This window comes from Corynebacterium sp. HMSC06C06 (assembly GCF_001807295.1).
Taxonomy (GTDB): Bacteria; Actinomycetota; Actinomycetes; order Mycobacteriales; family Mycobacteriaceae; genus Corynebacterium; species Corynebacterium striatum.
This window is the reverse complement of record NZ_KV788483.1, coordinates 20208-46689: the sequence shown is the minus strand read 5'-3', so window position 1 is coordinate 46689 and position 26482 is coordinate 20208. Positions and strand designations below refer to the sequence as shown.

The following is a 26482-nucleotide window of genomic DNA, read 5'->3' as shown; positions in this document are numbered from 1 at the left end:
AAGGGGGAAGCTAAGTCGTAAGCCCCGCGACGTCTCCGATGACAAAGACGGCCGGCGGGGCAATGGTCGCGGACTCTACCGTCTCGCCGAGGGACCCGAGGGTACAGCGGAAGGTGCGCTCACCTTCCATGGTTCCCTCTTGGATGATGGCGACTGGGGTCTGCGGTGAGCGTCCACCATCTTGTACTGCCTGGGCAATGGCCCGGGCATTTTTTACGCCCATGATGATGCTGAGGGTGGCGCCAGACTGCGCAAGCGCGCCCCAGTCCAACAAGGACTTGGGGTGGCCAGGCGGGAGGTGCCCAGAGACAACGGTGAAAGCGTGGACGACGCCGCGGTGCGTGACAGGCACGCCGGCAAGGGCGGGCACGGATACGGCAGATGTAACGCCAGGGATCACTTCCACAGGCAGCGAGGCGGCAGCGAGCGCCTGAACTTCCTCGAAGCCACGGCCGAAGACATAGGGGTCACCGCCCTTGAGGCGGGCGACCTTGCGGCCCGCACGGGCGTGCTCGATGAGCAGTTCGTTGATCTTTTCCTGTGAAGTCTGGCGCTGGTAGGGCAGCTTGGAAACGTCGATGACCTCTTTTGCGTCGACATCGCACAGTTTGTGCAGATCCTGGGTGGGGCCGAGATGATCTGCCAAGATGACATCGGCGTTCTGCAAGGCGTACATGCCGCGGACCGTGATGAGGTCCCATGCGCCGGGGCCGCCGCCTACCAGGACCACCGGGTGAATCTGCGGGGTGTTCGCTGTGCTCATGGTCATTAATACTAATCGCTGCAGGTCCGGCGGCTGAGTCCGGGGCTGTTGGCTGGACTTTTTCTCCCAACTTCCTGTCTGAGTGGCGTGAAAGCCTCTTTTGCGCAATCGATGTCGGCGTCGCGGGCTATGCTCGGGGCCATGGATAGTGGCTATTTTGACGGCGCGGCCTATGACCCAGAGACCGTGCGCTTTTTCGACGTCGCGCACGAGGGCGGCCAGGTTCGTGTTTTGGCGGGTGAGGTCCAACAGCTCGCACAGCACCTCGGCGGAACTCAGCCGCGCTCGCTGGTCATCCTTCCCACCGAACAGGTGGCACGCGCTGCGGCCTATACAGCTGCGGGTTTGGCGGAGCCTTCGCGCGTGCCAGTCGTTGTGGCTGAGTCCCTTCCGCAATTTGTAGGTGCGCTGGACGTTGTCGTCGTTATCGGTGAGCGCGGCGAGTGTGATTGGGCCTCGCGTGCTCTGATTGCTGCGGATAAGAGAGGAGCCGCTACGGTCTTGGTCGGCCCCGCGCGTGGTCCCTTGTTGGAGGATGCGCCTGCGGCTACCCTGGTCGCACCGACGCTACCTACGGTAGAGGGGGCGTCGCCTGCACGCAGCATTGCTGCCCTTCATACCATTCAAGCGGTCCTCGAAGAAGAAGGTGAGCTTGTCGCACGGCGCCTCGAAGAGGTGGCTGACGCAATCGACCGTGAACTCGAAACGCTTAGCCCTGAGCACGATTCTGCTACCAATCCGGGGCGCGCACTCCGAGAATTCGTTGAAGGGGCGCGAGTCGTTCATAGCTGCGGCTCTGATCCATATGCTTTCTCCGAAGAACGAGTCCGGGTTGATTTGGGCTCCTTGGTTGCTCGGATGGCGGCAGCTATTTGGGCTGCCCATGGACTAGGGGGCACGTACGTCGATGCGCAAGAGCTGCCGATGGTGATTGAACGAAATCAGCATTCTGGTGCAAATGCGATTCGTGACATCTTCTATGACCCCGAACTCGACGGGGGAGAGGAAACGGGTCCTTTGGTACCCTTGAAAATTGTCTTATGGGGCAAGGAAGAGGCGAACCTTCCCCACTCCATTGCCCAAGCAAGCAATGATCCTGAACCCGCGCTGGGTGATCTCGCCCGTGCGCTTCAGCTCATTACGCGGAGCTATGCCGCGACCGCCTACGAGATTTCTTAAAAGAAGGAAACACATATGCAGCTGCTCAACAGCGCAACTCGAAACTATTCTTGGGGCTCCCGCACCATGATTCCGGAGCTCAAAGGCGAACCAGCGGCAGAAGCGCCTATTGCTGAGTTATGGTTCGGCGCTCACCCGGGTGATCCTTCGACAGTAGATGGCCAGCGTCTTGATGAAGTAATCGCCGCAGCACCCCGCGAGCAGCTAGGTGCGCGTGTCGAACAGACTTATGGGCAACGCCTTCCGTTCTTGTTGAAGATCCTCGCCGCTGAGGAACCATTGTCATTGCAGGCTCACCCTTCTAAGGCTCAAGCAGAAGAAGGCTTTGCCCGCGAGAACGCTGCAGGAATCGCATTGAACGCTGCGAATCGCAACTACAAAGATGACAACCACAAGCCTGAACTCATCGTGGCCTTGACCGAGTTCTACGCTATGGCAGGCTTCCGCCCACTTGAGCGCACGCTGGAGCTGTTCAAAGCGCTGGACTGCAAGCAGCTCGACCATTACTTGAGCATGTTGCTGCCAGATCCGGCCGCCGAATCTGAGAACCTGCGTGCGCTGTTTACTACGTGGATTACTATCCCAACTGCAAAGCGCAAGGAACTCATCGCTGCCATCGTCGAAGCTGGCGAGGCTCTCATCGCCCGCACTGCTGAGGATGCAGCTGAGGCATGGATGGCACGCGATATGCGTACGGTGATCAACCTCAACGAGCAATACTCCGGCGATATCGGTGTGCTCGGCGCACTGCTGCTCAACCACATTGTTCTCGCGCCGGGGGAGGCACTGTACCTGAATGCGGGTTCGCTCCATGCTTACGTTTCGGGATTGGGCGTGGAAATCATGGCGAACTCTGACAACGTTCTGCGTGGTGGTCTCACCCCGAAGTTCGTGGATGTGCCAGAGCTCGTGAAGGTCTTGACCTACGAATCTGTTGCGGACCCACGCGTGCAGCAGGTGGACAAGGCTGGAGCGCCCAACGTTAAGGGAGCCGAAGCCTGGTCCTATCCGGTACCGATCGACGAGTTCGCTCTTGACCGTGTGGAGCTAGGGGCCAATGATGAAGTTGAACTCGAGTTTGACGGTCCTGCCATTGCACTGTGCACCGGTGGAAGCGTTGAGCTTGAAGACGCAGAAGGAAATACCCAAACTCTCACTCCTGGCGGTGCCGAGTGGCTCCCAGCTGTAGAGGGTGTCGTAAAGGCGCGCGCTGCCCAAAGCGGAGCGGGCCAGCTCTTCGTCGCTCGCGTCTAGGCGCGTGCGCTTAGTCCGCTGCGGCGGCTCCGGGGCCGTCAGCAGCTAGTCACGTTGCGACGTGGGCAAGCTGGGCGGGGACCGGTGCCAAAGATGACTACCTTGAGTGGGGCATCGGCCGAAGCCGCATTCCTTCCGGGGTCTTCTAATAGATCGAGAACCGTAGCTACGGAAAAAGCCGGCGTGCGGAAATTTGTAATGGCCTCACCATCTAAGAGGTGGACTGCGCGGGTACTTCTACGTTCGCAGGCTGCTCGACAAGCTCATTGGGTTCCTACTCAGAGCCTTCCGCCGGTGAGTAATCGGTAGGTTCTTTCGGGGCATTGGGGTTAACCGGTTCCACGCTGGGCTGTGGTGCGTCAACGGTTCTGCCGTTTGCGTCAGTAGTAGGTGCTGGCTCAGATTCAGGAGTCTCTGTTCCATTCTGTTTGGTGGGATCATCCGCGGGCTCCGAAGGCTCAATAGGCTTGACGGCGGGCGGCTCAGAGTTGCTACCCCTCTTGCGCTTGTTCTCGTTGGGCACCGTGCGATTCGGTGAGGTTTCGGTAGGGGTTGCTGTATGGGTAGGAGCCGGGCTCGGTACGGCAGATTGCGTTGGCGATTCGGGGGCAGTAGCTGCGGATTCAGATGAACTGCTGGTTCCAAGCTGTGCGTTATTGGAAGGCTCTTGTCCCGTGCCGTAGTAGCTGTTGCCACCATGTTGCTGCGCGGTGGCGCGGCTTTGCGAAGAGAGATTTTCTGGGCGATAAACCGCCGTAGGGCCGAAGTTAGCACCGGTGCCAGTGATGGCGTTGGGAGCTAGATATGGGTCATTCTGAAGAGCAACAGAACTCTTCTTGGGAGCGCGCTTGGATGTGTGGCTGCTCGTTGTGGTCTGCGTAGTCTCCGCTTGGGTTGATTCGGTGTGGCCCACTGGGGTCATTGATTCGCTTTGGCTCTTCGCCGTGGATGATCCAGGCGCGGAGATTTTCCACACGCCAAGGCCGACGAAGACAGCAGAAAGGAGGCCGATGGCGATAAAGACATACACGCGGCGTGCATCGGTCTTCATGATGGCTTCCTTTCTTAAGATAAGAGGGCATTAATTTTTTGGTGTCGCTACGACACAACAACAAAGCAGCTGTTTAGACAACTTGGCGTCTTGGTTGTTTAAAAATAGCACTCATGCAGCGGAAATGCTGTAAGGGTGCAGGGTGTGTAACAACTCGGTAACGACACTATCATGTAATCCTTGATAAGGGAATGCCTAGATGTAGCTGTGGCCAGTCTGAAGGCGGAAGATTGTGCCAGTTTAAGCCGTAGCATCGGGCACCTATGCTAGGCGGATGCAGTGAGAAGCAGATTTGTCGGCACTGACCTGTATGTTATGCGCCAGTGTGGCCTTTGCCCTATAAATTGACAGAGGAAATGCACTGACAAACCGAGAAGTAACGGCTAGATATAGAAGTAAACACCGCCAGAAGTTGCTCCACATTCTTAATTTCTGCGGTGGACACTCCACTTTTGATTACTCGGGATTGCTAGATTTCGGAATCGTTGATTGTCTAGCGGCTCTAAGAAAGGGAAATGCAATGAGCACTTGGGACGAGAACATCTTTTCAGAAGACGTAAACGTAGATTTTCTGGATGAACTTGCGAACTTGGATGACGAAGACATTGTGGAGGCAGTCTCTGATGCCTGTGCACTGGCAACGTCCGGTGATGCGATCTCTGCAGATGAGGAACGGAACGCACAGGCGGCGGCGACAATCGCCGCTATCTGGGCCGGAGCGCCTTTCAGTGCGGGCGAGGTAGTTTCTTCCTACCCATTTATCCGCGGATTGGCCGGCTCTGGGGACGAGGCCCTCAATGAGCATGCCTTGGAGATTCTCGAGGCAGTCGAAGAAGACTATGACCTAGAGGCGTTCATCGAAGCGCTGTCTTAAGTCACCGGACGCATCGCCAAGCAGCGAAGGGCTAAATCAGAAATGTTAATCAGCATCGAGGGAATCGATGGAGCAGGCAAGAACACGCTAGTGCAGCGCATTAAGAAAGAACTTTCCGTTGAGGTTAACGTTCTTGGCTTCCCCCGTTATGAAGAGTCGGTTCATGCGCAGCTTGCGCAGGATGCTCTCTACGGGAAGATGGGCGATCTGACTGACTCTGCTTTTGCGATGGCAACCCTATTCGCCCTCGATCGCTTGGGTGCAAAAGAACGCCTGCTTGCAGCCCAGGAGAGCAAAGACTTGCTCATTCTTGACCGCTATGTGGCGTCGAATGCTGCTTACTCGGCTGCGCGTCTAGGCACCGACGAGGTCATTGATTGGGTCTTTGATCTGGAGTTTGGTCGCTTCGGCTTACCAAAGCCGCAGCTGCAAATTTTCCTTGACACCGACGTCGAGCTTGCCGCCGCACGAGCGACTTCCCGTGCCGAGGAAGATTCGACCCGCGCCCGTGATCGATACGAAAAGGACAGTACTCTGCAGGCGAACACTGCGGCGGCGTATCGTCGATTAGCAGAGCGTAAGTGGGGCGGACAGTGGATCGCCACCGCTGATACCGATATGATTGTGCAATCTGTGAAGAAACTCGTGGAGGAGTAGGAATATGGCGCCGAAGATTCTGGTGGTTGACGATGATCCTGCGATCTCGGAGATGTTGACCATCGTTCTTGAGGCAGAAGGCTTTGAGCCTATTGCGGTAACCGATGGAAATGAAGCGGTTCCGGCTTTTCAAGAAAACGACCCAGACCTCATCCTGCTCGATCTCATGCTTCCTGGCATGAACGGCGTTGACATCTGCCGTGCTATTCGCACCGAGTCCTCGGTCCCGATTGTCATGCTGACGGCTAAGACCGACACTGTGGACGTGGTCCTCGGCCTCGAATCGGGAGCCGATGACTACATCACCAAGCCTTTCAAACCAAAGGAACTCATTGCGCGCATCCGTGCCCGCCTACGCCGCACCGATTCCGCTTCCTCTGGTGAGCTCATCGAGGTCGGCGACCTCGTCATCGACGTTCCCGAGCACACAGTAACCCGTGCAGGCGGCGAAGAGATCTCGCTGACTCCTTTGGAGTTTGACCTTCTTCTCGAGATGGCGCGCAAGCCGGGCCAGGTTCACACCCGCGAAGCCCTCCTCGAATCCGTGTGGGGCTACCGTCACGCCTCCGATACCCGTTTGGTCAACGTGCACGTCCAGCGCCTGCGTGCCAAGATCGAGCACGACCCCGAAGACCCACAAATTGTCCTCACCGTTCGCGGTGTGGGATATAAGACCGGCAAGACCGGCTCCGGGGAATAAAGAGGGCTTTCGCTATTTTTGAATGGTTTAGACGTTTTCGGGATCGTCTTGTAGACAAGTGGCGCACGTCGCTGCAGACTCGAGTCATCGGCATGATTCTCGTAGCCTCTACGGTGGTCATGCTTTTGCTCGGCTACGCGCTGGTATCAGTGCTTACTCAGCGTTTGGTGAGCCAGAAGGAAGACGCAGCCTTTCAAGAACTTGATCGCGCACGCGCAACGGTGGAGCAGCAAATCGACGCCACCGGAACAGCGAACTCGGTCCAGGTGCGCATCAACTCCGCACGGGCGTCATTGGGGCAGTTGTCCTCGGAGCTAAACGATCATCAGGAAACCTATGAAGCTGTTGTCGTCGTAGATAATGACGACGGAACCTTCACCACCTCTCCCGAAGGTTTCCGTATTCCGGAAGAGATGCGGACACTGGTTTCCAATGGGAATATTGCGCAGCAATATACAAGCATCGACCGCATCGAAGGGGAGACATATAACGCCCTGTTGGTTGGCACCCCCATCGATTCTGACATCCCTGATACCCAGGTTTATCTGGTGCTTTCCATGGAATCCGAGGAAGCCACCATGGCGTTGATGCGCGGTCTGCTCTCCGCTGCTGGTGTGGTGGTCGTGGTCCTCCTGGTAGGCATCGCATGGCTGGCAACGCAGCAAGTTATCGTCCCAATTCGTTCCGCTTCACGCATTGCGCAGCGTTTGGCTGCAGGCCATCTGCGCGAGCGAATGGTGGTCAATTCCGATGATGAGATGGGCCGCCTAGCAGCGTCCTTCAACGACATGGCTGACAAGCTATCGAAGCAGATTACCCAGTTGGAGGAGTACGGCGACCTGCAGCGGCAGTTCACTTCCGATGTTTCGCACGAGCTGCGAACTCCGTTGACGACAGTGCGCATGGCCGCAGATCTGATCGCCGCCGACTCGGACTCCATGGAACTGCATACCCGACGCGCCTCGGAGCTGATGATTCGCGAGCTTGACAGGTTCGAGGAATTGCTCGCCGACCTGCTGGAAATCTCGCGGCACGACGCCGGCGTGGCGGACCTGTCTGCCGCATCCCTCGACGTGCGTTCGTGCGTCGATTCTGCGATGGCACAGGTTGTGCATTTGGCTGAAGAACTTGATGTTGACGTGCAGATTAATATGCCTGCTGAGCCGGTGACCATCGAAGCCGACTCCCGCCGCATCGAGCGCATTCTGCGCAATCTCTTGGCCAACGCCATCGACCACTCCGAGGGAAAGCCAGTTGTGGTGGACATGGTTGCCAACGAAGAAGCGGTGGGCATTGCGGTCACCGACTCCGGCGTGGGGCTCAAGGAAGGACAAGAGGAGTTGGTGTTCAACCGCTTCTGGCGCGCCGATGCCTCGCGTAAGCGCCATTCCGGCGGCACGGGCTTGGGCTTGGCGATTGCCCGCGAGGACGCCGTGCTGCATGGCGGTACACTCGACGCCATCGGTTATCTTGGCGTGGGCTCGCGTTTCAGGCTTATTGTCCCGCGCGTTCCGAACACTCCAATCGAATCCGAGCCAATCGTTTTGGAAGTTCCGCATGCCCCGTGCCCTGAACCTGACAACACAGAAGTCTTGGAACAGCAGGACGTTGGCATCATTTGGCCGTCGGAGCGCATGTCCCGGGAATTCGTAGAGGTTGAATCCGCAGTGCTTGACGACGCCCCCGAATCCGAAACCCATGCGGGGAAGACGCCGAACGCGGCGTCGTCAAGCAGCGCTAGTGAAGCAGAAAAGGAGCAGCGATGAGTAGCAGCCGTACCTCCCAGAAGCTGCGCTTTGTGCGTTCCTCGCGCAGCGTGCTGGCAGTAACTAGCACCGCCTGTGTTTTTGCCGTGGCAGGTTGTTCGACACTGCCGCATAATACTTCACCGCAGGTTATTGGAACCTTTCAGAAGCGTATCGATCCACAAGTAGAAATCATGGGGCCGAAGGCAGGCGCAGACGCCGATCTGGTCCTGCGTGAGTTCTATACAGCCTCTGGTAAACCCGCCAGCAACTACGAGTCTTCCCGCAACTTCTTGGCGGACTCCATTGCTGAAACTTGGGACCCAACCGGCTCCATGCTCGTCGTGGATTCGATTGACATTTTGACCGTGGACAATGGCGCTGATCGCAGGACCTTTGACGTGCGCGGAAATGTGATTGGCTCCCTCGTCGATGGCGGCGCATATGTTCCGCGCAGCATTAAGTACGAGGCCACCATCAAGATGGAAAAGATTAACGATCAATGGCGCATCGTCGATCTGCCCGCTGGCCTGGTTATTGAGCGCAATGACCTGCGCAATAACTATCGTCCTTTGTCGCTGTATTTCTTTGGGCAGTCGGAACAGTCTTTGGTTTCTGACCGTCGGTGGCTCTACACCGGCCAGCAGTCGGTGGACACTGAGCTGGTCACGTTATTGTTGGAAGGGCCCAACAATGACTTGCGTCCTGCAATCTCCGATTTGGTCCCCGTCTCTGCAACCTTCCTCGGTAAAGAAGACGGAACTTATCGATTTAGCGGAATGAATTCGATGAGCCAAGAACAACGGTTGCGCTTTGCCGCCTCTTTGGTGTGGACGTTGAACAACGCTAACGTCGGCGGCAAGATCAAGGCCACCGCTGATGGCAGCCCGCTTATCGACGGCTTGGATGAGATGACGATCGATGACTTTGCGGAGTACAACCCGGGCAACCTCGCCAGCTCTGATGCTAAGCTTTATGCCATCAATAACGGTGCTTTGCTCGAGGTAAGCGGCGGCACGGCAGCGCCTTCTAGCACATCTTTGGGCCGTGCGAATAACCTCCAATCGGCAGATATTTCCGCAGAATCAATCGTTGCGGCGGTGCAGAAGAATTCCCAGACTGAGTATCAGCTCAAGTTGGGCAAGATGGGTGAGAATCTAAGCGACCATTTGAAGGCAAAGACGATTGCTCGCCCCACCTTTGAACCTAGTGGCCAAGCCATCTGGACCGTCGTCAACGGTGAGAAGGTAGTGCGGGTCGCGCGTTCCGCCGCGTCCGGTGAGATTTCCCAGTCTGAGGTTGATACCTCTGGCATGGATAACATTAAAGGCGAGATCTCCGTCATTCGCTTGTCCGCCACCGGCGCTCGCGTTGCGATGCTCATCGGCGGCAACGTTTACATCGGTGTCGTCGCTCGTGGTAATAATGGCGACTACCATATCGTCAACGCCCACCAGGTGGGCTTGGAAATGCAGAATACGGCTTTGTCGCTCGACTGGATGAGTGATGGATCGCTGCTAGTGGGTACGAACAATACGAATTCCCCAGTGTGGCGAATTGAGCAAGATGGCTCTTCTGCCACCACGTTGGCTTCGGGAAACATCACAGCTCCGGTAGTTGCCGTGGCAGCTTCACCGACGACGCTCTACATCACCGATTCGCACGCGCTGTTGCAGTTGCCTGCGGAGAGCACTGACAATTCCTTCTGGCGTGAAGTCTCCGGTCTGCAAGGGCTTCGTTCTTCGCCTATCGTGGCCAAATAGTAAGCGCAAGAAAAGCCGCGGGCGGGGGAAGACAGGCCACGGGGCGATAAGGGGAGGGCGTAGGGATGCACAAGCGAAGGCTAGCAGCGCGGGCGTTGGAATTGCTTGACGTGGTTGTCCCGCGTGAGTGCGCGGGGTGTGGCGGTGTGATTGTTGCGCCTGCGCTCATTTGTGAGCGGTGTCAGAAGCATTTGCGACTGCCGCCGCGCCAGATCTCTCGTCCGGTTCCCCTGGGCTTGCCTGTCTGGGCATTGGGTCCGTATTCAGATGTGCGCCGCAATCTCATTGTCTCGATGAAGGAGCGGGGAAATCGTGCGGTGCGTTCCCATGTGGCGGCCGTGTACACAGCTGGTATTGAGTATTTGCGGGCGCGAGGGGAGATACCAGAAGAAACTGTCTTGGTGCCGGCCCCGACGAGGCTGAACTCCGCCCGCGCGCGTGGTGGGGATCCCGTGGAGCAAATCTGTGAAAAAGTAGCGGCGAGCTTGCCCCACATGCGCACGTGTATTGCTTTAAAGGTGAGGGAGTTGGCAGCGGACCAGTCTGATCTTAATGCAGGTCAGCGGTGGGAGAACATGCGTACTGCGGTGCATCTGACGCGGGCAGCGAGCCAGGTGGCGGGGACGCGCATAGTGCTTGTCGATGATGTGGTGACCACCGGTGCGACGCTTAGCGCTAGCGCCGCGCGGCTGCGCGGTGCAGGGGGAGTAGTAGACGGTGCAATCGTACTGGCAGAGGCGTAGTTATGTGAGGTTCAGGGGTAAATTTGCGACCTAAAGGATCCCTTGGTTATGACCACTGGTAGCATGAAGGGTGTCACAGGGAAGCAGTGAAGTGGCCCAGGCAATTGCTGGAGATTCAAGTCCAAGCGAGGAAATGTCTAGAGTCCTTCAAACTGCGGAATGTGCAGTCATTCAGTCCCCACGAGATAAGGGAGGCAACTCAATGTCCCAGCCCACCAACGCTCAGGTCACAATCACCGGCCGTAACGTCGAGGTCCCAGATCACTTCCAGGAGCGCGTAACTGAAAAGCTGGCCAAGATTGAACGCCTTGACCCGACTCTGACCTTCTTCCACGTGGAGCTCCAGCACGAGCCTAACCCACGTCGTGAGGCAGAGTCTGACCGCATCCAGATCACCGCTACCGGTAAGGGCCACATCGCTCGTGCCGAGGCTAAGGAAGATTCCTTCTACGCTGCTCTGGAGACCGCTCTGGCAAAGATGGAGCGTTCTTTGCGTAAGGTCAAGGTTCGCCGCGAGAACGTCAAGTCCGGACACCGTGCGCAGAAGGGCACCGGTGAGCTTGCTGCTGAGATGGTTGCTGCAGCTGAGAACGAGCGCGCCAAGGAAGAGCGCTACATCGATCCTTATGCAGAGACCGTCGAGGACGTACGCCCAGGCCAGATTGTTCGTTCCAAGGAGCACCCAGCTACTCCGATGAGCGTCGATGAGGCCCTCAGTGAAATGGAGCTGGTCGGCCACGACTTCTACCTCTTCATCAACGAAGAGAACAACAAGCCGTCTGTGGTTTATCGCCGTCATGCATTCGACTACGGCATCATCTCCCTTTCTGAGGATGCTGGCGAAGCTTAAACGGCACGCCCCAACTCGGGTTTAAGCTCCTAGAGCTTCCCTCGCCCCCTGCCGCTCATTGCCCAAGCGATGAAGTGGCAGGGGGTGAATTCGTTTTGTGCAAAGGTAGCGCCAGTTTTAGCTGTGCCGCCCAGAATTAGGGTCAGAATAAGGCTTTGTGGAGCGAGTGGGTACAATGACCTGAAGTTAACTATTTTGTCGCGACAAGAAGGACTATCTAGAAGTGTTTGGACTTTCCAAGCTGCTCCGTGCAGGCGAAGGACGTACCGTCAAGCGCCTTGCAAAGATGGCTGATGATGTGATTGCTCTCGAATCCGAGTACGCCGCGCTGACTGATGCAGAACTAAAGGCAAAGACCCAGGAATTTAAAGACCGCCTGGGTAACGGTGAAGAGATGAATGACATCCTTCTCGAAGCTTTCGCCACCGTGCGTGAAGCGGCTTGGCGCGTTCTGGACCAGAAGCACTACAAGGTACAGATCATGGGTGGCGCTGCCCTCCACTTCGGCAACGTTGCCGAGATGCGTACCGGTGAGGGTAAGACGCTGACCTCGTTGCTGCCTGCTTACCTCAACGCACTTGAAGGTAAGGGCGTTCACATCGTTACGGTCAACGATTACCTGGCTAAGCGTGACGCCGAGATGATGGGCCGTGTGCACCGTTGGTTGGGTCTTAGCGTTGGCGTTATCCTCTCCGAGATGCGCCCTGCAGAGCGTAAGGAAGCTTATGCCTGCGACATCACTTACGGCACCAACAACGAGCTGGGCTTCGACTACCTGCGTGACAACATGGTGCGCTCGCTTGACGACGTCGTCCAGCGCGGCCACAACTACTGCATCGTCGACGAGGTGGACTCCATCCTTATCGACGAGGCACGTACCCCGCTCATCATTTCCGGTCCGGTCGACGGCTCCTCCCAGTTCTACAGCGTCTTCGCGCAGCTGGCGCCCAAGATGCGTGAAGGGATCCACTACGAGGTTGACCACAAGAAGCGGACCATCGGCGTGCTCGAGGAGGGCGTTGAGTATGTCGAGGATCAGCTCGGCATCGATAACCTGTACGCACCAGAGCATTCCCAGCTGGTGTCCTACCTGAACAACGCTCTGAAGGCGGAAGAGCTCTTCACCCGCGACAAGGACTACATCGTCCGTAACGGTGAAGTCATGATCGTTGACTCCTTCACCGGCCGCGTTCTGGCAGGCCGTCGCTACAACGAGGGTATGCACCAGGCCATTGAGGCCAAGGAAAACGTGGAGATCAAGAACGAGAACCAGACTCTGGCTACCGTTACTCTGCAGAACTACTTCCGTTTGTATGAAAAGATTTCCGGCATGACCGGTACCGCAGAGACCGAGGCAGCCGAGCTGCACTCCATCTACGGCCTCGACGTGGTGCCGATTCCGACCAACAAGCCGAACCAGCGTGCGGATCACTCCGACCGCATCTACAAGACTCAGGAAGCTAAGTTCGCTGCGGTTGTCGATGACATCGCTGAGCACGTTGCGACGGGCCAGCCAGTTCTGGTTGGTACCACCTCCGTTGAGCGTTCCGAGTACCTCTCCCAGCTGCTGACCAAGCGCGGTGTGAAGCACTCCGTGCTGAACGCTAAGCACCACGAGGAAGAGGGCCAAATTGTTGCTCGTGCCGGCCGTCCAGGAACGGTAACGGTTGCGACCAACATGGCAGGCCGTGGTACCGATATCGTGCTGGGTGGTAACCCAGAGGTCATCCTCGATGAGAAGCTGCGTGAGCGCGGCCTCGACCCATTCGAGGATGAAGAGCGTTACCAGGAGGCATGGGATGCAGAGATTGAAGAGGAGAAGGAGCGTTCCAAGCGCCTCGGTGACGAAGTCCGCGAGGCTGGCGGCCTCTACGTCCTGGGCACCGAGCGTCACGAGTCCCGCCGTATCGATAACCAGCTGCGTGGCCGTACCGGCCGCCAGGGTGACCCAGGTGAGACCCGCTTCTACCTGTCCATGCGTGATGAGTTGATGGTTCGCTTCGTGGGTCAGTCCATGGAGAACATGATGAATCGCCTGAACGTGCCTGACGACGTCCCAATCGAGGCCAAGATGGTCTCTAACTCCATTAAGGGCGCGCAGGCACAGGTGGAGAACCAGAACTTCGAAATGCGTAAGAACGTCCTGAAGTACGACGAAGTCCTCAATGAGCAGCGCAAGGTTGTTTACGCTACCCGCCACGACATCCTCGATGCGGGTGACATCAAGGACAATATCCGCGACATGATCGATGACACCGTCTCGGCATACGTCGCGGGCGCTACGGCCACCGGCTACGTCGAGGACTGGAACCTGGACGAGCTGTGGAACGCACTCGAGTCTCTGTACGGCCCGACCATGAGCCACGAGTCCCTCGTTGAGGGAACCGAGTACGGTTCCGCCGGCGAGCTCACCGCTGAGCAGCTGCGCGAGGCCCTGGTTGCTGACGCTAACTCTGAGTACGACAAGCTTGAGGAAGCTGTCACCGCGATTGGCGGCGAGTCCCAGATGCGCAGCACTGAGCGCATGGTCATCCTTCCGATCATCGATCAGAAGTGGCGCGAGCACCTTTACGAGATGGACTACCTCAAGGAGGGCATCGGCCTGCGCGCGATGGCGCAGCGTGACCCACTGGTGGAGTACCAGAAGGAGGGCGGCGATATGTTTAACGCCATGAACGAAGGCGTCAAGGAAGAGACTGTGCGCCAGCTGTTTATGCTCCGCAAGCAGTTTAAGGCGCAGGAGGAAGCACAGGCAGCTGCTCCGACCTCGGACACTACTGAGGCATAGTGCGAAGATAAGACGCACGTGCGACTTATTTAACTGAGTGCCTGGCCACATTTGTGGTCAGGCACTTTTAAGTTCTAGACAGATTCCTATAATCTGGGACAAAGATATTTAGAAATTCATTTTCGATCGCCTTTTACCCCTGAGGAGACTGTCGTGCGACGTCGTTCATTGCGCCTAGGTTTGTCGGCATTTTTGTCGGCTACTTTGTTAGGCGGTACGGCGCATGCCTACGCGGTTGCGGAACAAGAGCCACGCACGTGCCACCAGTACCTGGCGGCGGCTGGTAGCGATGAGCTCTTCCCCTCTGAGGAGCATGAAAAGCTCACTGTTGAAGATTGTCTGAAACGCATCGAAGAGGGACAGCCAGAAGAAGGGTCAAAAATTCCTTCGGTTGGTCGAATTGGCGTGCTTTTTAGTGGTATCGCTTCGATACTGACGGCGGGCATCGGCGTTTGGACCTCATTGGATTGGACCGACATCCTAATTCAGCTGGGGTCCTTGTAATTACCCTCGGAAATTGTGTCCGAGAGTAAGCATTCTGAAAGCCGTTAGCCGGTTGTGCTGGTATGAGCCAGTGAAACCATGGCGGTTTTCTCCAAAGTCGACGGACCCAAAGAATTCACCATTGGCTCGTGCATGCAGGCTGCGCATACGCACGGGTACAACTTGATCCTGTGGGCGATGGTTGAGCGCCCAAGCACGTAGGTGAACTTTGATGTCACGGTTGTACTTCGTACCCTCGAGCTGGTGCAAAGGGCGAAGGCCGCCTGTAGCTTCTAGGGCGATGGCTACAAGTTCCAGAATCTCTTCACGTTTGGAGAGAGCCTCCGCGCTTGGCTGATGTGCGTAGCGTATCCGGTCAGGCGCAGTGTAGAGCTTCAGGTAGCTGAAGCCGGGAATTGGGGCGTGCATTCAAAAGCCTTCCTGCAAGGGGGACAGGAGGCGAACGCACCATCATTGTGCCATGAGAAGCGACCGAGCGCCTAGCTGTGAGTTTTCTGTGAGGGGTGGGCGCGATATTTTTGTGTTTTAGATATACTTTTGGGCGTTAAAAACTAACTCCTACTCAACAGCAAAAGGACTTTCTAGATGCGCGGTCTAATCGTAGATTTCGTTGGTGTGCTTGATGGCACCGAGGAAGACGTCAAAAGGTGGCGTTCTCTATTTGCGGCAGCGAAGGCCAACGGCGTAGCAACCGCAATTTTGTCTAATGATCCAGGCGGCCCAGGTGCAGAGCATATCCGCGAGTGGGAGTACCGCGGGATCGTCGATGCCGTGGTTCTTTCTGGTGAGGTCGGCGCTGAAAAGCCGGAGCTCGCAGCCTTCCAAGCGGCGGCGGATGCCATTGAGCTGCCGATCAATGACTGCGTCATGGTGGATGATTCCATTTTGAACGTTCGCGCAGCCGTCGATTTTGGCATGGTGGGCATGCTCTACACCGTTTTTGAGCGCACCAGCGTTGAGGTACAAGCCGTGTTCGATATTGAAGGTGAGTTCTAAGTGTCCAAAGTTCGCGTCTACTTGCCCGCAACTTTTGCGATGCTAAGTGAGCTGAAGGAAACCGGTCAGCTCGCTGCGCGATCTGGTTGGGGATTCACCGTTACTCCGGCTTTGCGTGAGTTCTACACTGAGGGCGACGAAGAAGAGATTGCGTACTCCGCTTTTCTGGAAGCCTCCATGGCCTCGTTGCGTCTATTGGCTATCGGTGATGAGGAAAGCTTCCCGCATCGCCGTGTAGTTATTTCTGTCGATGTTGATGATTACGTGGTCACCCCGCATCCAGACATGGGAGACCCAGTTGTGAAGCTCGACCCGGCAGTCATTACTGAATCCCATGTGCAGGCGATCCATGTGGACGTCGAGGAATCGGAAGAGGCCACCGCAAAGGCGATCGAGGTCATCGACAGCGCTGACTTGGGCGACGAAGACGCGGAGCTAGCAGTAGGGGACGCGCTGGACAACTTCATGGCTTTCTATGATCCCTCAGAGCTTCCATTCCTTGTAGAGCTGCTCTAACACAGGACTACATATTTCTTCAGCTCGGTCGAAGGAGCCCAGCGGAAAGCCGGGCCAAAGGCCTTGGCTTAAAAGTTGGCTAGTTCTCCCACTCCACGTTGGTGCGCAGGGCCGCTAGGAGCTTGCGGACCGCGTCACGTCGACGAGCCGACGCTGAATCCTCGTTGATGTTGAGGTCCAAGCCGCACTCGGGGTCGGCTGGTGGGCCAACGTGTGTGCAGCCACGGGGGCAATCTTCAATTGCGGCTGCTAGGTCGTCGAAGACACCGAGGATGGTGTCGGCGTCGACGTGCGCTAAGCCGAAGGAACGAATGCCCGGTGTATCGATGATCCATCCGCCGTGCGGACACGTCTCCTTGGGTAACGGCAGGGCAACAGACTGCGTTGAGGTGTGACGGCCCTTGCCCACAGCTGAGACCTCACCGGTCTCGCGCTGGGCGTCTGGCACAAGACGGTTAACAAGGGTTGACTTGCCCACGCCGGAATGGCCGATCAGCGCGGTGACGTGTCCATCGATGACGTTGTGGACGGCATCCAGGCAGTCATTGACGCCGGCTTCCACCACCGTGACGTCTAGGTCCGCGAATTCAGCCGCAAACGGGGAAGGATCGGTGAGATCCGTTTTGGTCAGGCACAGGACCGGGTGCACGTTGCCGACGAAGGCGGCGATGAGTGCTCGTTCGACAAAGCCCGACCGCGGTGGGGGATCGGCAACTGCGGTAACGATGAGCATGCGGTCCGCATTGGCTACGACGATGCGCTCATAAGGGTCGGTGTCATCCGCGGTGCGGCGCAGCACCGACGTGCGATCTTCTAGCTTTACGATGCGGGCCAGCGTGTCCTTGCGGCCGGTGGTATCGCCGACGACGCCTACACGGTCACCCACCTCGACAGCGGTGCGGCCTAGCTCGCGTGCGCGCATAGCGGTGACTAGCGGGCCGTCGTCAAGCGCTACGCCCCACCGTCCGCGATCCTTGGTCACCACCATGCCAAACCTGGCGTCCTTGTGCTTGGGGCGGTCCTTCGTACGCGGGCGGGAACCTTTGCCAGGACGGATTCGGACATCGGACTCGTCATAGGAGCGAGCGTTCCTAGCCACGGTTTCCCTCCAGCATCTGCTCCCACATGCCGCTAAAGCCTGGCAAGGTCTTGGACGTGGTCTCGATGTCCTCGACCTCCACGTCTGGCACGCGCAGACCGATGATGGCGCCAGCGGTAGCCATGCGGTGGTCGGCGTAGGAATGCCACTTTCCGCCGTGGAGGGGGGCGGGTTCGATAAGCAGGCCGTCGTCAAGCTCAGTGACGTTGCCGCCTAAGCCGTTGATTTCCGCAGCGAGTGCAGCGAGCCTATTGGTCTCATGCCCGCGCAGGTGTGCAATACCAGTAAGCCGGGAAGGAGTGTCCGCCAGAGCGCATAGGGCGGTGACAGTAGGCGTGAGTTCGCCGACGTTGCTCATGTTGAGCTCAACGCCATGGATCTGGCCATCAGATGCGCCAATCACCGTCACTGCGTCCGCGGTTTGCTCGATGTGCGCGCCCATGGCGGTGAGGATGTCGCGGATGGCATCGCCCGGTTGCGTGGTTTCCTCTGGCCATTGGGGGATGGTGATGCGGCCACCAGCGACTGCTGCCGCGGCCATAAATGGGGTGGCGTTAGATAGGTCAGGCTCGATGCGCCAGTCTCGCCCCGTGATTGGCCCTGGGTGGACCGTCCAGGTGTTCTGGCCTTCTTCGACTTGGACGCCGGCCTCGCGCAGCATCGCGCACGTCATCTCGATGTGCGGCAGGGACGGAAGGGGACCGCCCTCGTGCTTTACGGTGATGCCCTTTTCAAAGCGCGCACCGGAAAGTAGGAGTCCGGAGACGAACTGGGAGGAGCCGGAGGCGTCGACAGTAACTGCGCCGCCTTCAGGGACGGCCAAGGACGTGATGGTAAATGGCAAGCTATCGCCCTCTACCTCGACGCCGAGATCGCGCAGCGCATCCAAAATGGTGGACATGGGGCGCTGGCGGGCCTGTGGGTCACCGTCGACATGAACGGGTCCGTTCGCAAGTGCCGCTACAGGCGGCAGGAAACGCATGACTGTGCCGGCTAGGCCGCAATCGATGCTTGCACCATGCAGTGGCCCAGGGGTGACGTGAACATCGTTGCCTACGTGTTCAAAGGCGACGCCCATGTTGGTCAATGCCGCCTCCATGAGGCGGGTATCGCGTGATTGCAGAGGATAGCGCAGGATGGATGGCCCGTCTGCCAACGCCGCCAGAATGTAGGCGCGGTTGGTAATTGACTTAGAACCCGGCACGGGCTGTTCCCAGTCCAGGGGAGCGGATGCGAGCGGGGCGGACCAATACAAAGACATGTAGTCCATAATAAAGGGCATGTGCGGAAGATTTGTTTTGTTTACCGAGTCTCTGCTCGATGAAGTAGGCAAGTGGGAGGGAATCGAGGAAGTTCACGCTCCCGAAGGGCTGCCCCCTGCGCGCTATAACATAGCGCCTACCCAGCCGGTAGCCATCGTGCGCGTCCAAGAGCGCGCTGCGCGTGTGGAGCCTGCACGCTGGGGCCTGCTTCCGCATTGGAAGAAGGACTTGGATGGCTCACCCCTGTTTAACGCGCGCGCTGAGACCGTGGCTACCAAGCCTTCCTTCCGCGAGGCTTTCAAGCGCAATCGCTGCATCATTCCTCTCGACGGTTATTACGAGTGGAAGGCTGAGAAGCCAAGCCCCAGCGGAGGGGTAAAGGCGAAGGGGAAGAAGACTCCGTACTACGTGACTGGGCCGGAAGGCATGTTGTTTGCCGCTGGGCTGTGGGCGACTGGCATGGAGCGGCTTTCGGCCACGATGATCACCACGGAAGCCACCGAAGAGATGGCGTGGCTGCATGGGCGCCTGCCTAAGTTCCTGACTGCGGAGGAGATCGGCGCGTGGCTGGCAGGTGAGCCGCTGCTAGAGCCATCCAACGTGACTGGATTTAAAGTGCGTCACGCAGACCCTGCGGTGGGTAACGTGCGCAACGATTACGCGGAACTCATCGCTGAGCAGCCGGCGACGTCGTTGTTCTAGGAGTCGGCCACGAGGTCGGCAAAGGTGACGTCGAGGACTTGGGGGAGAGCCTCGGCGTTCATTTCAATATCGAGGCCACGGCGCCCGCCGGAGAAGAAGATGGTGTCGAAGAGGACGGCCGTCTCATCCATTGCAGTGGGGAGCACGTTCTTTTGGCCCAACGGGGAGATGCCGCCGGGGATGTAGCCGGAAGACTTGGAAGCGTCCTTGGGATCGGCCATGGTGGCCTTTGAAGCCCCAAACGCCGCTGCGGCCTTCTTGAGACTCAGCTGATGGGAGACGGGCAGGACACAGACTGCGAGTTTCCGCTTTGATCCCTTGCCGGCGGTGAGATCGATGACCAAGGTCTTGAAGATGCGTTCGGGATCAATTCCTAGTGCTTCTGCCGCGTGATCACCGAAGTGATCGGAGCCGCCTTCAAAAGTCGACACCTCGTGCGGGATACCAGCTTCTTCCAGAAGCTTGAGAGCCGGGGTAGCAGAGTGCGGTGTTTTCTTCGACTTGGACATAAACGGCATTTTAGTAGGTGGCTTAAACCAAGCAGTTAGGATGGTAGGCGTGGCTACAGAAACGATAAGTGCCAAGGAGCGCCAGCGCCTCTTTGAGGAGCAGGCGCTACCTTTGCTCGACCAGCTCTACGGTGGCGCCATGCGGCTGACCCGTAATCCGCAGGATGCCGAGGATCTCATCCAAGAGACCTACCTTAAGGCCTATAACAATTTTGGTTCCTTTAAACAGGGCACCAATTTAAAGGCATGGCTTTACCGCATCATGACCAATACCTACATCAACTCCTATCGCAAGGCTAAGCGCCGTCCGGCGGAGTCTTCTGCAGATGAGCTCAGCGATTTTCAGCTTTACACGACCTCAGGACATGGTTCCACGGGCCTCGAGTCAGCAGAGGTTGAGGCGCTCAAACTCATGCCGGACTCTACGATTTCTGAGGCAATGAATGACTTGCCTGAGGACTATCGCATGGTGGTTTACTACGCCGATGTTGTGGGATTGGCGTACAAAGAGATCGCCGAAATCATGGATACTCCCCTCGGAACGGTGATGAGTCGACTCCACCGTGGAAGAAAATTGCTACGAGTTGCGTTGAAGGACGTAGCAAGAGAAGTAGGCATCGGTCTCAATCACCCAGACATGGAGGAGAAGTAATGAGCAACGCGACAGGAAACAACTGCGGTGCGTGTAATTCTCCCGAGGTCCAGGCACTATTCTGCGAGCTCTTGGATGAGCGCACGAGCTATGCGCGAGCCCTCGAGATTCGCGAGCACATTGCTAGGTGCGACGAGTGCCAGTCCCGTCTAGAAAGCGAAGAAGTGGTGCGCGCCCTGGTGCGGAAATGTTGCTCTGGTACTAAAGCGCCGCAATCGCTGCGCCGACGCATCACCGTGGAAATTACTCACACTGAGGTGACCTGGGGCTAGAAGCCTCAACTCCGGGCGCAGTCCAAGCCGCGGAAGACCGGGGCGTAAAGCAAAAGGCTCGCTCCCACGAGGGGAGCGAGCCTTTATGTGCTGCTTATTTATGCGCTAGGACGCTTGCCGTGGTTTGCACTCTTCTTACGGCGATCCTTGCGCTTACGACCACGCTTAGACATGGGCGGCCTCCTTGCTAATAGGTGAGCGGATAATTTACTTACCCACTGACTTTAGTGTTTGGATACACCGGTGGGGAAATCGGGCTAGGTTTATTGAATTTTCTTGAGTCTTAGACGGTGACTCGTGCGCGGCCGCGACCGCGGTTGCGACGACGCTTGAGAGCGCGGCGCTCCTCTTCGGACATACCGCCCCAGACACCAGCGTCCTGGCCGGACTCAAGTGCCCACTTCAGGCAGGAAGTGGCAACTGGGCAGCGATTGCAGACCAGCTTGGCCTTTGCGATTTGGGTAAGTGCAGGGCCGGAGTTGCCGACTGGGAAGAACAGCTCTGGGTCTTCGTCGCGGCAAACGGCTTCGTGGCGCCAATCCATGATTGAAATCTCCTAACAAAATTTAGACAGCATGACATATCCCTGCAGCCCATGGGAATGGGGCACAGCAAATGTCGGGGAAGAAAGTAAATCGGTCTGCGTTCAGTGGGGCTCTGTCTCGAGGTAGAGCCAGCGTCGACGCCGCCATGATTTACTTGGTGTTTACTCGAAGTTTTCTCCAAGTTACGGACCGCTTAAACGGCTCGTTGTTTTGCTACTTGAAAATCATGACATGTTTACCTCGATCCCGCTAGGGTTCGGGGGTAAATTGTGGCAAAGCTCACTATGCTTAGGGCGAGTGAGACACAAAAAGGGGCGATAGTTTTCCTGTAAGAAATCTGTCAGAACTTCGATAAGCAGGATCTTTAGCATGTTTTTGGTGAGTGTGGTGACTTGGATCGCGTCAAATCCGGGTAGGTGGGTTTGCCCCCGAGGCGAAGCGGGGATGAGTTTTAGCCTTAATTAAGTGTTTCCTGAGCGTCGGTGGGCGAAGGTCTGGTGTTGGGTTTCGGTATTCAAATTAGAACGAGCCAAAGCCTTAGGAATCGTTCGGCTTAGGTAAACTGTGGCCCGTGAGTGAAGAGAATAAGAAGAAGTCATCTGCACGCGCGCAAGCCCAAACGGCAGCAAAGAACAATCCGGTAGGCGCTCCGCTTTCCGTCCTTGTGGCCGCCGGAATCGCAATTGTGCAGTCTGTAGCTGTAATGGCTTTTGGCATTTTTCTTATCGTGCGCGAACTCAGCGGCGCCGAGAATGCTTCGATGGTTTCTGAGGCGGGCGCGCTGAAGTTCGTTGGGCTCGGCACAGCTATCTTTATCTTCATCGTTTTCGGCTTCGTTATCATCGGTTCTCTCGCCTTTGTCAAGGGAAAGCGATGGGGAAGGGGAGCCGTAGTCCTCGTTGAATTTATCCTGGCGGCCAGCGCATTTCAGATGTTTAGTGGCGGCTCGTCAGTACTTGGCACAATAACGCTGTTGAGCGCTATTGCTGCCTTGTACTTCCTGATGTTCGTCCCGGCTTCGTCCCAGTGGGCAGAAGCCAACTTTTGATTTAGCAGACGCTACTAGAGTGCGGTGAGCCCAACCGCGGTCTCGCCGCGTTGTTCAACGATGGTGGTTCCTGCGATCGTCAAAAAGACAGGGCCGGTGTAGCTGCCACGATCGATCTTGATGGTCCGCTCGGTCTTACCTGTGGACCAATCAACGACAGCGATGCCCTTCTCAGTAGGCATGAGCAAGCGCTCGCCGAGAGCAACACCGGTGCCGATGGCATCCTCTAGAACATGGTCAACCTTCAATTCCGAAGGAGTAAACAGGTACAAACGCTCTCCATCGAACCAAGACATGTGGTGTGGCAGGTCAGCTGTCGCTGGAGCATAAGGCGTGGAAGCGTTAGTCACATCTGGTGATGCGGCGACTTCAGTAGAGGCGATTGTATTGCCGGACTTGTCATAAGACTCAATACGCGGCTTTTCGCCTGGCTGATAAACCGCGGCGGACTCCTGGCCTACTGCGACCAATCGGGATCCCTCGTTGGCCATTCCAATGTTGGCGGTGACCTCAGGTTTGCGCGAATCCTCTGGGGTGGCGCCTACCAGGCGCAGCCACGTAACTGAGGCGTTATCGGGGCAGGTTTCAGTTAAGGCGAGGTTTTCGGTTCGAGTGAGGGCCGAATTGATGCTGCAGTCCTCATGCTCCTGCATGTCGGGCTCCTGCTTTGCCTGCACGTCACCGTATTCGATGGTGCGCACCATGTCTGAGCGCCACAGATCAATGCGATCTGTAGACACCGTGCCCACACGGTCGTTGGAGGAGATCGGAATGACCTCTTCAGAGTTAATCGCGCTGCGGGTATCGGAGTATTGGCCCGTTGCGGCATTGATAGCTACGGTGTCACCGCATCCAGCATTGTTACGGTACGTTGCTACAACCTTGTCCCACGCGCTACCCAAGGAACACAGCTCTGCGTTTTTGCGGGTGTAGTGCCATTTCTCCTTGCCGTTTACATCAGAAGCAATGATCGTATCGCCTTCGTGGGTGATCAGAAGCCCCTGGGAGGCGAGTGCGCGATGCTGTCCGGGAACCGTCTGGTTGGGAAGCTCGAAGGCAATTTTGAAATTCTTAGGAGCTTGCGCAAGGACTTCTACCTGGTCAGGCGCAGAGGTAGCCGCGGGGGCGAGTTCGGAGTCGCGAATATCGGCGGTGAAATATGCACCTCCCACAGCGATAGCGCAAACGGCGGCGATAGCGCCGGTTATCTTCCAGTCAGTCGCGGTGGCGCGAAGGATGGGGGTCTTGCTCATCGGCGGCGGCTCCTTGAACGGCGAGTTCGGGTTGTTGTGGCGCGGGTCTTTGGGGTATCCCGCAACTTAGCTGTCCCGATAACCTTTGTCGCAGGGCCAACTGATTCTTTAGCTCCCTCCGGGAAGCCTAAAGCTGCGGAGAGTTCCGGGGAGGTGCTAAACCACTGAGGTGGCTCAGGTTCGCCGAGGCCAAGCTCGTCATTGATTACTTGCCACTTGCCGAGCTCGTCATAGCCCACGAGCGTAACGGCGGTGCCGGTGTGCCCTGCGCGGCCAGTGCGTCCGATTCGGTGCACGAAGGTCATAGGATCATCTGGAACCTGGTAGTTGATGACGTGAGTGACGTCGTCGACGTCGATACCGCGCGCTGCCACGTCGGTCGCGACTAGGATTTCCACCTTGCCCTCGCGGAAAGCATTGAGGGACTTTTCGCGGGCGGCCTGACCCAGGTCACCGTGCACTGCGCCGACCCGGAAACCACGGCGTGCGAGCTCATCCGCTACCTCGGCAGCGGAGCGCTTGGTGCGGGCGAAGATGATGGTCTTGCCGCGGCCTTTAGCTTGTAGCGCACGGGAGATGATGGCGAGCTTGTCCATGCGGTGTGCCTGGAACGTGACTTTGCGGGTGGACTCGTGCGTTTGGTTCTCGTCACCAGATTCCGCCCGGATGTGAATAGGCCGGTTCATGAAAGTGCGTGCGAGCGTCAGGATAGGGCCGGGCATCGTGGCGGAGAAGAGCATGGTTTGGTGTTTGTTGCCATGCAGCAGTTCGAGGATTTTCTCGATGTCCGGCAAGAAGCCTAGATCGAGCATCTCGTCGGCTTCATCCAAAACCAAGATGGCCACGTGGTCGAGCTGGAGATGGCCCTGCTGTGCCAAGTCCAAAAGACGGCCGGGAGTGCCGACGATGACGTCGACGCCCTTTTCCAAGAGCTTGATTTGCTCCTCATACGGCCGGCCGCCATAAATGGTAGCCAGGCGCAGCGGGAGGTTCTGAGAGGCCAGGGTGAGGTCTTCGCCGACCTGGACGGCTAGCTCACGAGTAGGGACCACAATGAGGGCGCGCGGGGTGCCGTCGAGTTCTTCAATATCAGCGTCATCAAAAACGCGATCGAGCACAGGGACGCCGAATCCCAGCGTCTTACCCATGCCGGTGCGTGCTTGGCCAATGAGGTCTTGTCCGCCCAGCGCGATCGGAAGAGTGAGCTCTTGAATCGCAAACGTGCGCACAATACCGCGGCTGGCCAGGGCATCTACGATCTCTGCTGCCACTCCAAGGGCGGCGAAAGTAGGTGGTTGCGTGGTCTCAGACTGTTGAAATGACACACCTCGATAGTAGCGGGTGGGGCTATAGTGGGGCCATTAGAACCAATTCGAGCACAACTACCTCTCGCAAGGAGAAGACAAGAAACATGGATATTAAGATCGGATTCGCAGACACCGCTCGTGAGCTCGTCATCCGCGCGGATGGTACTCAGGAAGAACTGGCCGCAAAGATTAATGGTGCACTTGCTGACAACTCCACCCTGGAGCTGGAAGATTCCAAGGGACGCAAGTTCATCGTCCGCACTGACCGCGTGGTTTACGCAGAGATCGGCGTCGCCAAGGCACACGCCGTCGGTTTTGCAGGTGCCTAAACATCGATACTCATGATGCGTTCGCGTTCATAGTGCCGCATCGACTTCACTAAGACTTCTGGCTTCTAGCCGCGTGAGTTAGAGCATGAATTAGAGAAGGCGCATCCCACAGCAGAGTAATTCCGCTCGAGTGGGATGCAGAAGGTAATCTATTTCCTTATGGAATTACCTGTGGATAACTCGCAACGCGCCCCACGTCATCCGCATCGCAAACCCGAACAAAGCAATTGGTTAGTAAGGTTTGCTCACGAATACGGCTGGTGGCGCGTTGTTGCGATCCCCGTGATGATAGTGCTGACTATCTGGGTTATCGCAGACGTGATTGACGCGACCACAGGCACGGACGGCACTCAGGTCGCGCAGACCAGTCAGTCGCCGCAGCCCGAGCCTTCCGAGAAGCTGGGCCCCGACCCAGCAGATGCCGGTGACATAAAGGCAGCCAAGGACCAACTTCCCGCAGGCGGTGACTTCACCGAAGCTGGCGATGACACCTACCGTGATGCGGGTCCAGCCGGCGCACACGCAGGCAAAGGCGGCAAAACCGTAGTTCGCTACTCCGTGGAGATCGAAAACGGCGTTAACACTATTGCCTATGGCGGCGACTCCGCCTTTGCGGCTATGGTCGATGCCACCCTCGGTGATCCACGCGGTTGGACCTCAACCGGGGATTTCGAATTCATTCACGTTGCGGCCGACGATAAGCCTGACACGCGGATTCGGCTGACTTCTTTGGCCACGACTGCGAAGCTGTGTGGCGCGCAGCTCAACACCGAAACGTCGTGTCATACCGGCATCACTGGAGAGTCCACGGTGAACCTCAACGAGTCCCGCTGGGTACGCGGCGCCGTTCCTTTTGAAGGCGACCTTGGCAATTACCGCCAGTACCTCATTAACCACGAATTTGGCCATGCAATCGGTTACGCTTCCCACCAGGCCTGCGGCGGCGAAGGCAAGCTCGCTCCCGTCATGATGCAGCAGACGCTGAGCTTGAATAACGCCGAGTTGTACAGAAAGGACTCCAAAGAGATCTACCCTGATGAGGATGTGACCTGCGAGCCCAACCCGTGGCCTTATCCGAATCCACGCATCAAGGATCCGCACAATCCGGAATAGGAGAGCCC

The 26482-nt window shown here is 57.4% G+C and carries 28 protein-coding genes; 19 read left to right on the top strand and 9 right to left on the bottom strand.

Features of this window, described 5'->3' with window-relative positions; translation table 11 throughout:
* Positions 1–10 precede the first annotated feature (10 nt).
* Positions 11–769, bottom strand: coding sequence for a uroporphyrinogen-III C-methyltransferase (cobA, locus tag HMPREF3153_RS04325; RefSeq protein ID WP_005528157.1), 759 nt, complete (start codon positions 767–769; stop codon positions 11–13).
* 135 nt (positions 770–904) lie between these two features.
* Here cobA and HMPREF3153_RS04320 point away from each other — a divergent pair, with 135 nt between their 5' ends.
* Complete coding sequence (locus HMPREF3153_RS04320; protein ID WP_070420125.1) at positions 905–1942, top strand: MurR/RpiR family transcriptional regulator; 1038 nt, start codon at positions 905–907, stop codon at positions 1940–1942.
* 15 nt (positions 1943–1957) lie between these two features.
* Positions 1958–3196 (top strand): mannose-6-phosphate isomerase, class I, encoded by a 1239-nt coding sequence (manA, locus tag HMPREF3153_RS04315; protein WP_070420118.1) that lies wholly within the window; start codon positions 1958–1960, stop codon positions 3194–3196.
* Positions 3197–3470: 274 nt separating this feature from the next.
* Here the strand turns inward: manA and HMPREF3153_RS04310 are convergent, their stop codons facing one another.
* The gene (locus tag HMPREF3153_RS04310; protein ID WP_070420117.1) at positions 3471–4247 is read right to left on the bottom strand and encodes a hypothetical protein; all 777 of its coding nucleotides are present in this window, start codon (positions 4245–4247) and stop codon (positions 3471–3473) included.
* 520 nt (positions 4248–4767) lie between these two features.
* On the opposite strand from HMPREF3153_RS04310, the gene HMPREF3153_RS04305 reads away from it, so the two are divergent.
* The 11 genes from HMPREF3153_RS04305 to HMPREF3153_RS04250 all read left to right on the top strand — a co-directional run bounded on the left by HMPREF3153_RS04305 (position 4768) and on the right by HMPREF3153_RS04250 (position 16383).
* Positions 4768–5121, top strand: coding sequence for a DUF4259 domain-containing protein (locus HMPREF3153_RS04305; protein ID WP_005528163.1), 354 nt, complete (start codon positions 4768–4770; stop codon positions 5119–5121).
* A gap of 42 nt (positions 5122–5163) precedes the next feature.
* Positions 5164–5778, top strand: coding sequence for a dTMP kinase (locus HMPREF3153_RS04300; RefSeq protein ID WP_046645113.1), 615 nt, complete (start codon positions 5164–5166; stop codon positions 5776–5778).
* A gap of 4 nt (positions 5779–5782) precedes the next feature.
* Positions 5783–6478, top strand: a complete 696-nt coding sequence (gene mtrA / locus HMPREF3153_RS04295; protein ID WP_005528165.1) for an MtrAB system response regulator MtrA — start codon at positions 5783–5785, stop codon at positions 6476–6478.
* Between the two features lie 92 nt (positions 6479–6570).
* Positions 6571–8244, top strand: a complete 1674-nt coding sequence (gene mtrB / locus HMPREF3153_RS04290) for an MtrAB system histidine kinase MtrB (RefSeq protein ID WP_070420116.1) — start codon at positions 6571–6573, stop codon at positions 8242–8244.
* Positions 8241–9986 (top strand): MtrAB system accessory lipoprotein LpqB, encoded by a 1746-nt coding sequence (gene lpqB, locus HMPREF3153_RS04285; RefSeq protein WP_070420115.1) that lies wholly within the window; start codon positions 8241–8243, stop codon positions 9984–9986. Before mtrB ends, lpqB begins: the two co-directional genes overlap by 4 nt.
* A 146-nt stretch (positions 9987–10132) precedes the next feature.
* Positions 10133–10729 (top strand): ComF family protein, encoded by a 597-nt coding sequence (locus HMPREF3153_RS04280; protein ID WP_246817161.1) that lies wholly within the window; start codon positions 10133–10135, stop codon positions 10727–10729.
* Between the two features lie 202 nt (positions 10730–10931).
* The gene (gene hpf / locus HMPREF3153_RS04275) at positions 10932–11579 is read left to right on the top strand and encodes a ribosome hibernation-promoting factor, HPF/YfiA family (protein WP_005528170.1); all 648 of its coding nucleotides are present in this window, start codon (positions 10932–10934) and stop codon (positions 11577–11579) included.
* Positions 11580–11802: 223 nt separating this feature from the next.
* Entirely contained in the window at positions 11803–14367 is a 2565-nt protein-coding gene (secA, locus tag HMPREF3153_RS04270) for a preprotein translocase subunit SecA (RefSeq protein WP_070420114.1), read from the top strand.
* 153 nt (positions 14368–14520) lie between these two features.
* The gene (locus tag HMPREF3153_RS04265; protein ID WP_141740914.1) at positions 14521–14871 is read left to right on the top strand and encodes a hypothetical protein; all 351 of its coding nucleotides are present in this window, start codon (positions 14521–14523) and stop codon (positions 14869–14871) included.
* A 585-nt stretch (positions 14872–15456) separates the two neighbouring features.
* On the top strand, positions 15457–15867 hold the full coding sequence (locus HMPREF3153_RS04255) for an HAD-IA family hydrolase (protein ID WP_005528174.1): 411 nt from the start codon (positions 15457–15459) through the stop codon (positions 15865–15867).
* The gene (locus tag HMPREF3153_RS04250) at positions 15868–16383 is read left to right on the top strand and encodes a DUF6912 family protein (RefSeq protein WP_070420111.1); all 516 of its coding nucleotides are present in this window, start codon (positions 15868–15870) and stop codon (positions 16381–16383) included.
* A 79-nt stretch (positions 16384–16462) separates the two neighbouring features.
* Here the strand turns inward: HMPREF3153_RS04250 and rsgA are convergent, their stop codons facing one another.
* Entirely contained in the window at positions 16463–17482 is a 1020-nt protein-coding gene (gene rsgA / locus HMPREF3153_RS04245) for a ribosome small subunit-dependent GTPase A (RefSeq protein WP_005528176.1), read from the bottom strand.
* Positions 17475–18764: a 3-phosphoshikimate 1-carboxyvinyltransferase gene (gene aroA / locus HMPREF3153_RS04240; RefSeq protein WP_070420110.1), complete on the bottom strand. Its 1290-nt coding sequence runs from the start codon at positions 18762–18764 to the stop codon at positions 17475–17477. The genes rsgA and aroA overlap by 8 nt, the downstream gene beginning before the upstream one ends.
* Between aroA and HMPREF3153_RS04235 the strand changes: the two genes are divergently transcribed.
* The gene (locus HMPREF3153_RS04235; RefSeq protein WP_070420109.1) at positions 18763–19446 is read left to right on the top strand and encodes an SOS response-associated peptidase; all 684 of its coding nucleotides are present in this window, start codon (positions 18763–18765) and stop codon (positions 19444–19446) included. The two genes, aroA and HMPREF3153_RS04235, sit on opposite strands and share 2 nt — an antisense overlap.
* On the opposite strand, the gene ybaK is transcribed toward HMPREF3153_RS04235, so the two are convergent.
* Positions 19443–19964, bottom strand: coding sequence for a Cys-tRNA(Pro) deacylase (ybaK, locus tag HMPREF3153_RS04230; protein ID WP_210385548.1), 522 nt, complete (start codon positions 19962–19964; stop codon positions 19443–19445). The two genes, HMPREF3153_RS04235 and ybaK, sit on opposite strands and share 4 nt — an antisense overlap.
* Before the next feature lie 31 nt (positions 19965–19995).
* On the opposite strand from ybaK, the gene HMPREF3153_RS04225 reads away from it, so the two are divergent.
* Together HMPREF3153_RS04225 and rsrA are read left to right on the top strand one after the other, a co-directional pair.
* Positions 19996–20607 (top strand): sigma-70 family RNA polymerase sigma factor, encoded by a 612-nt coding sequence (locus HMPREF3153_RS04225; protein ID WP_070420108.1) that lies wholly within the window; start codon positions 19996–19998, stop codon positions 20605–20607.
* Complete coding sequence (rsrA, locus tag HMPREF3153_RS04220; RefSeq protein WP_005528181.1) at positions 20607–20879, top strand: mycothiol system anti-sigma-R factor; 273 nt, start codon at positions 20607–20609, stop codon at positions 20877–20879. The genes HMPREF3153_RS04225 and rsrA overlap by 1 nt, the downstream gene beginning before the upstream one ends.
* Positions 20880–20977: 98 nt before the next feature.
* On the opposite strand, the gene HMPREF3153_RS13215 is transcribed toward rsrA, so the two are convergent.
* Positions 20978–21052 carry a 50S ribosomal protein bL37 gene (locus HMPREF3153_RS13215; RefSeq protein WP_096030696.1) on the bottom strand — a complete coding sequence of 25 codons (75 nt, stop codon included), beginning with the start codon at positions 21050–21052 and terminating at the stop codon, positions 20978–20980.
* A 110-nt stretch (positions 21053–21162) separates the two neighbouring features.
* Complete coding sequence (locus tag HMPREF3153_RS04215) at positions 21163–21423, bottom strand: WhiB family transcriptional regulator (protein ID WP_005528182.1); 261 nt, start codon at positions 21421–21423, stop codon at positions 21163–21165.
* 572 nt (positions 21424–21995) lie between these two features.
* Between HMPREF3153_RS04215 and HMPREF3153_RS04210 the strand changes: the two genes are divergently transcribed.
* Complete coding sequence (locus HMPREF3153_RS04210; protein ID WP_005528183.1) at positions 21996–22472, top strand: hypothetical protein; 477 nt, start codon at positions 21996–21998, stop codon at positions 22470–22472.
* Between the two features lie 14 nt (positions 22473–22486).
* Here the strand turns inward: HMPREF3153_RS04210 and HMPREF3153_RS04205 are convergent, their stop codons facing one another.
* Positions 22487–23725, bottom strand: a complete 1239-nt coding sequence (locus HMPREF3153_RS04205) for an Rv3212 family protein (RefSeq protein WP_070420107.1) — start codon at positions 23723–23725, stop codon at positions 22487–22489.
* Entirely contained in the window at positions 23722–25050 is a 1329-nt protein-coding gene (locus HMPREF3153_RS04200) for a DEAD/DEAH box helicase (protein WP_070420106.1), read from the bottom strand. Before HMPREF3153_RS04200 ends, HMPREF3153_RS04205 begins: the two co-directional genes overlap by 4 nt.
* A gap of 86 nt (positions 25051–25136) precedes the next feature.
* Between HMPREF3153_RS04200 and HMPREF3153_RS04195 the strand changes: the two genes are divergently transcribed.
* Together HMPREF3153_RS04195 and HMPREF3153_RS04190 are read left to right on the top strand one after the other, a co-directional pair.
* Positions 25137–25361: a DUF3107 domain-containing protein gene (locus tag HMPREF3153_RS04195; protein ID WP_049062983.1), complete on the top strand. Its 225-nt coding sequence runs from the start codon at positions 25137–25139 to the stop codon at positions 25359–25361.
* Positions 25362–25496: 135 nt separating this feature from the next.
* Positions 25497–26474, top strand: a complete 978-nt coding sequence (locus tag HMPREF3153_RS04190; protein WP_005528189.1) for a DUF3152 domain-containing protein — start codon at positions 25497–25499, stop codon at positions 26472–26474.
* Positions 26475–26482: the final 8 nt, after the last annotated feature.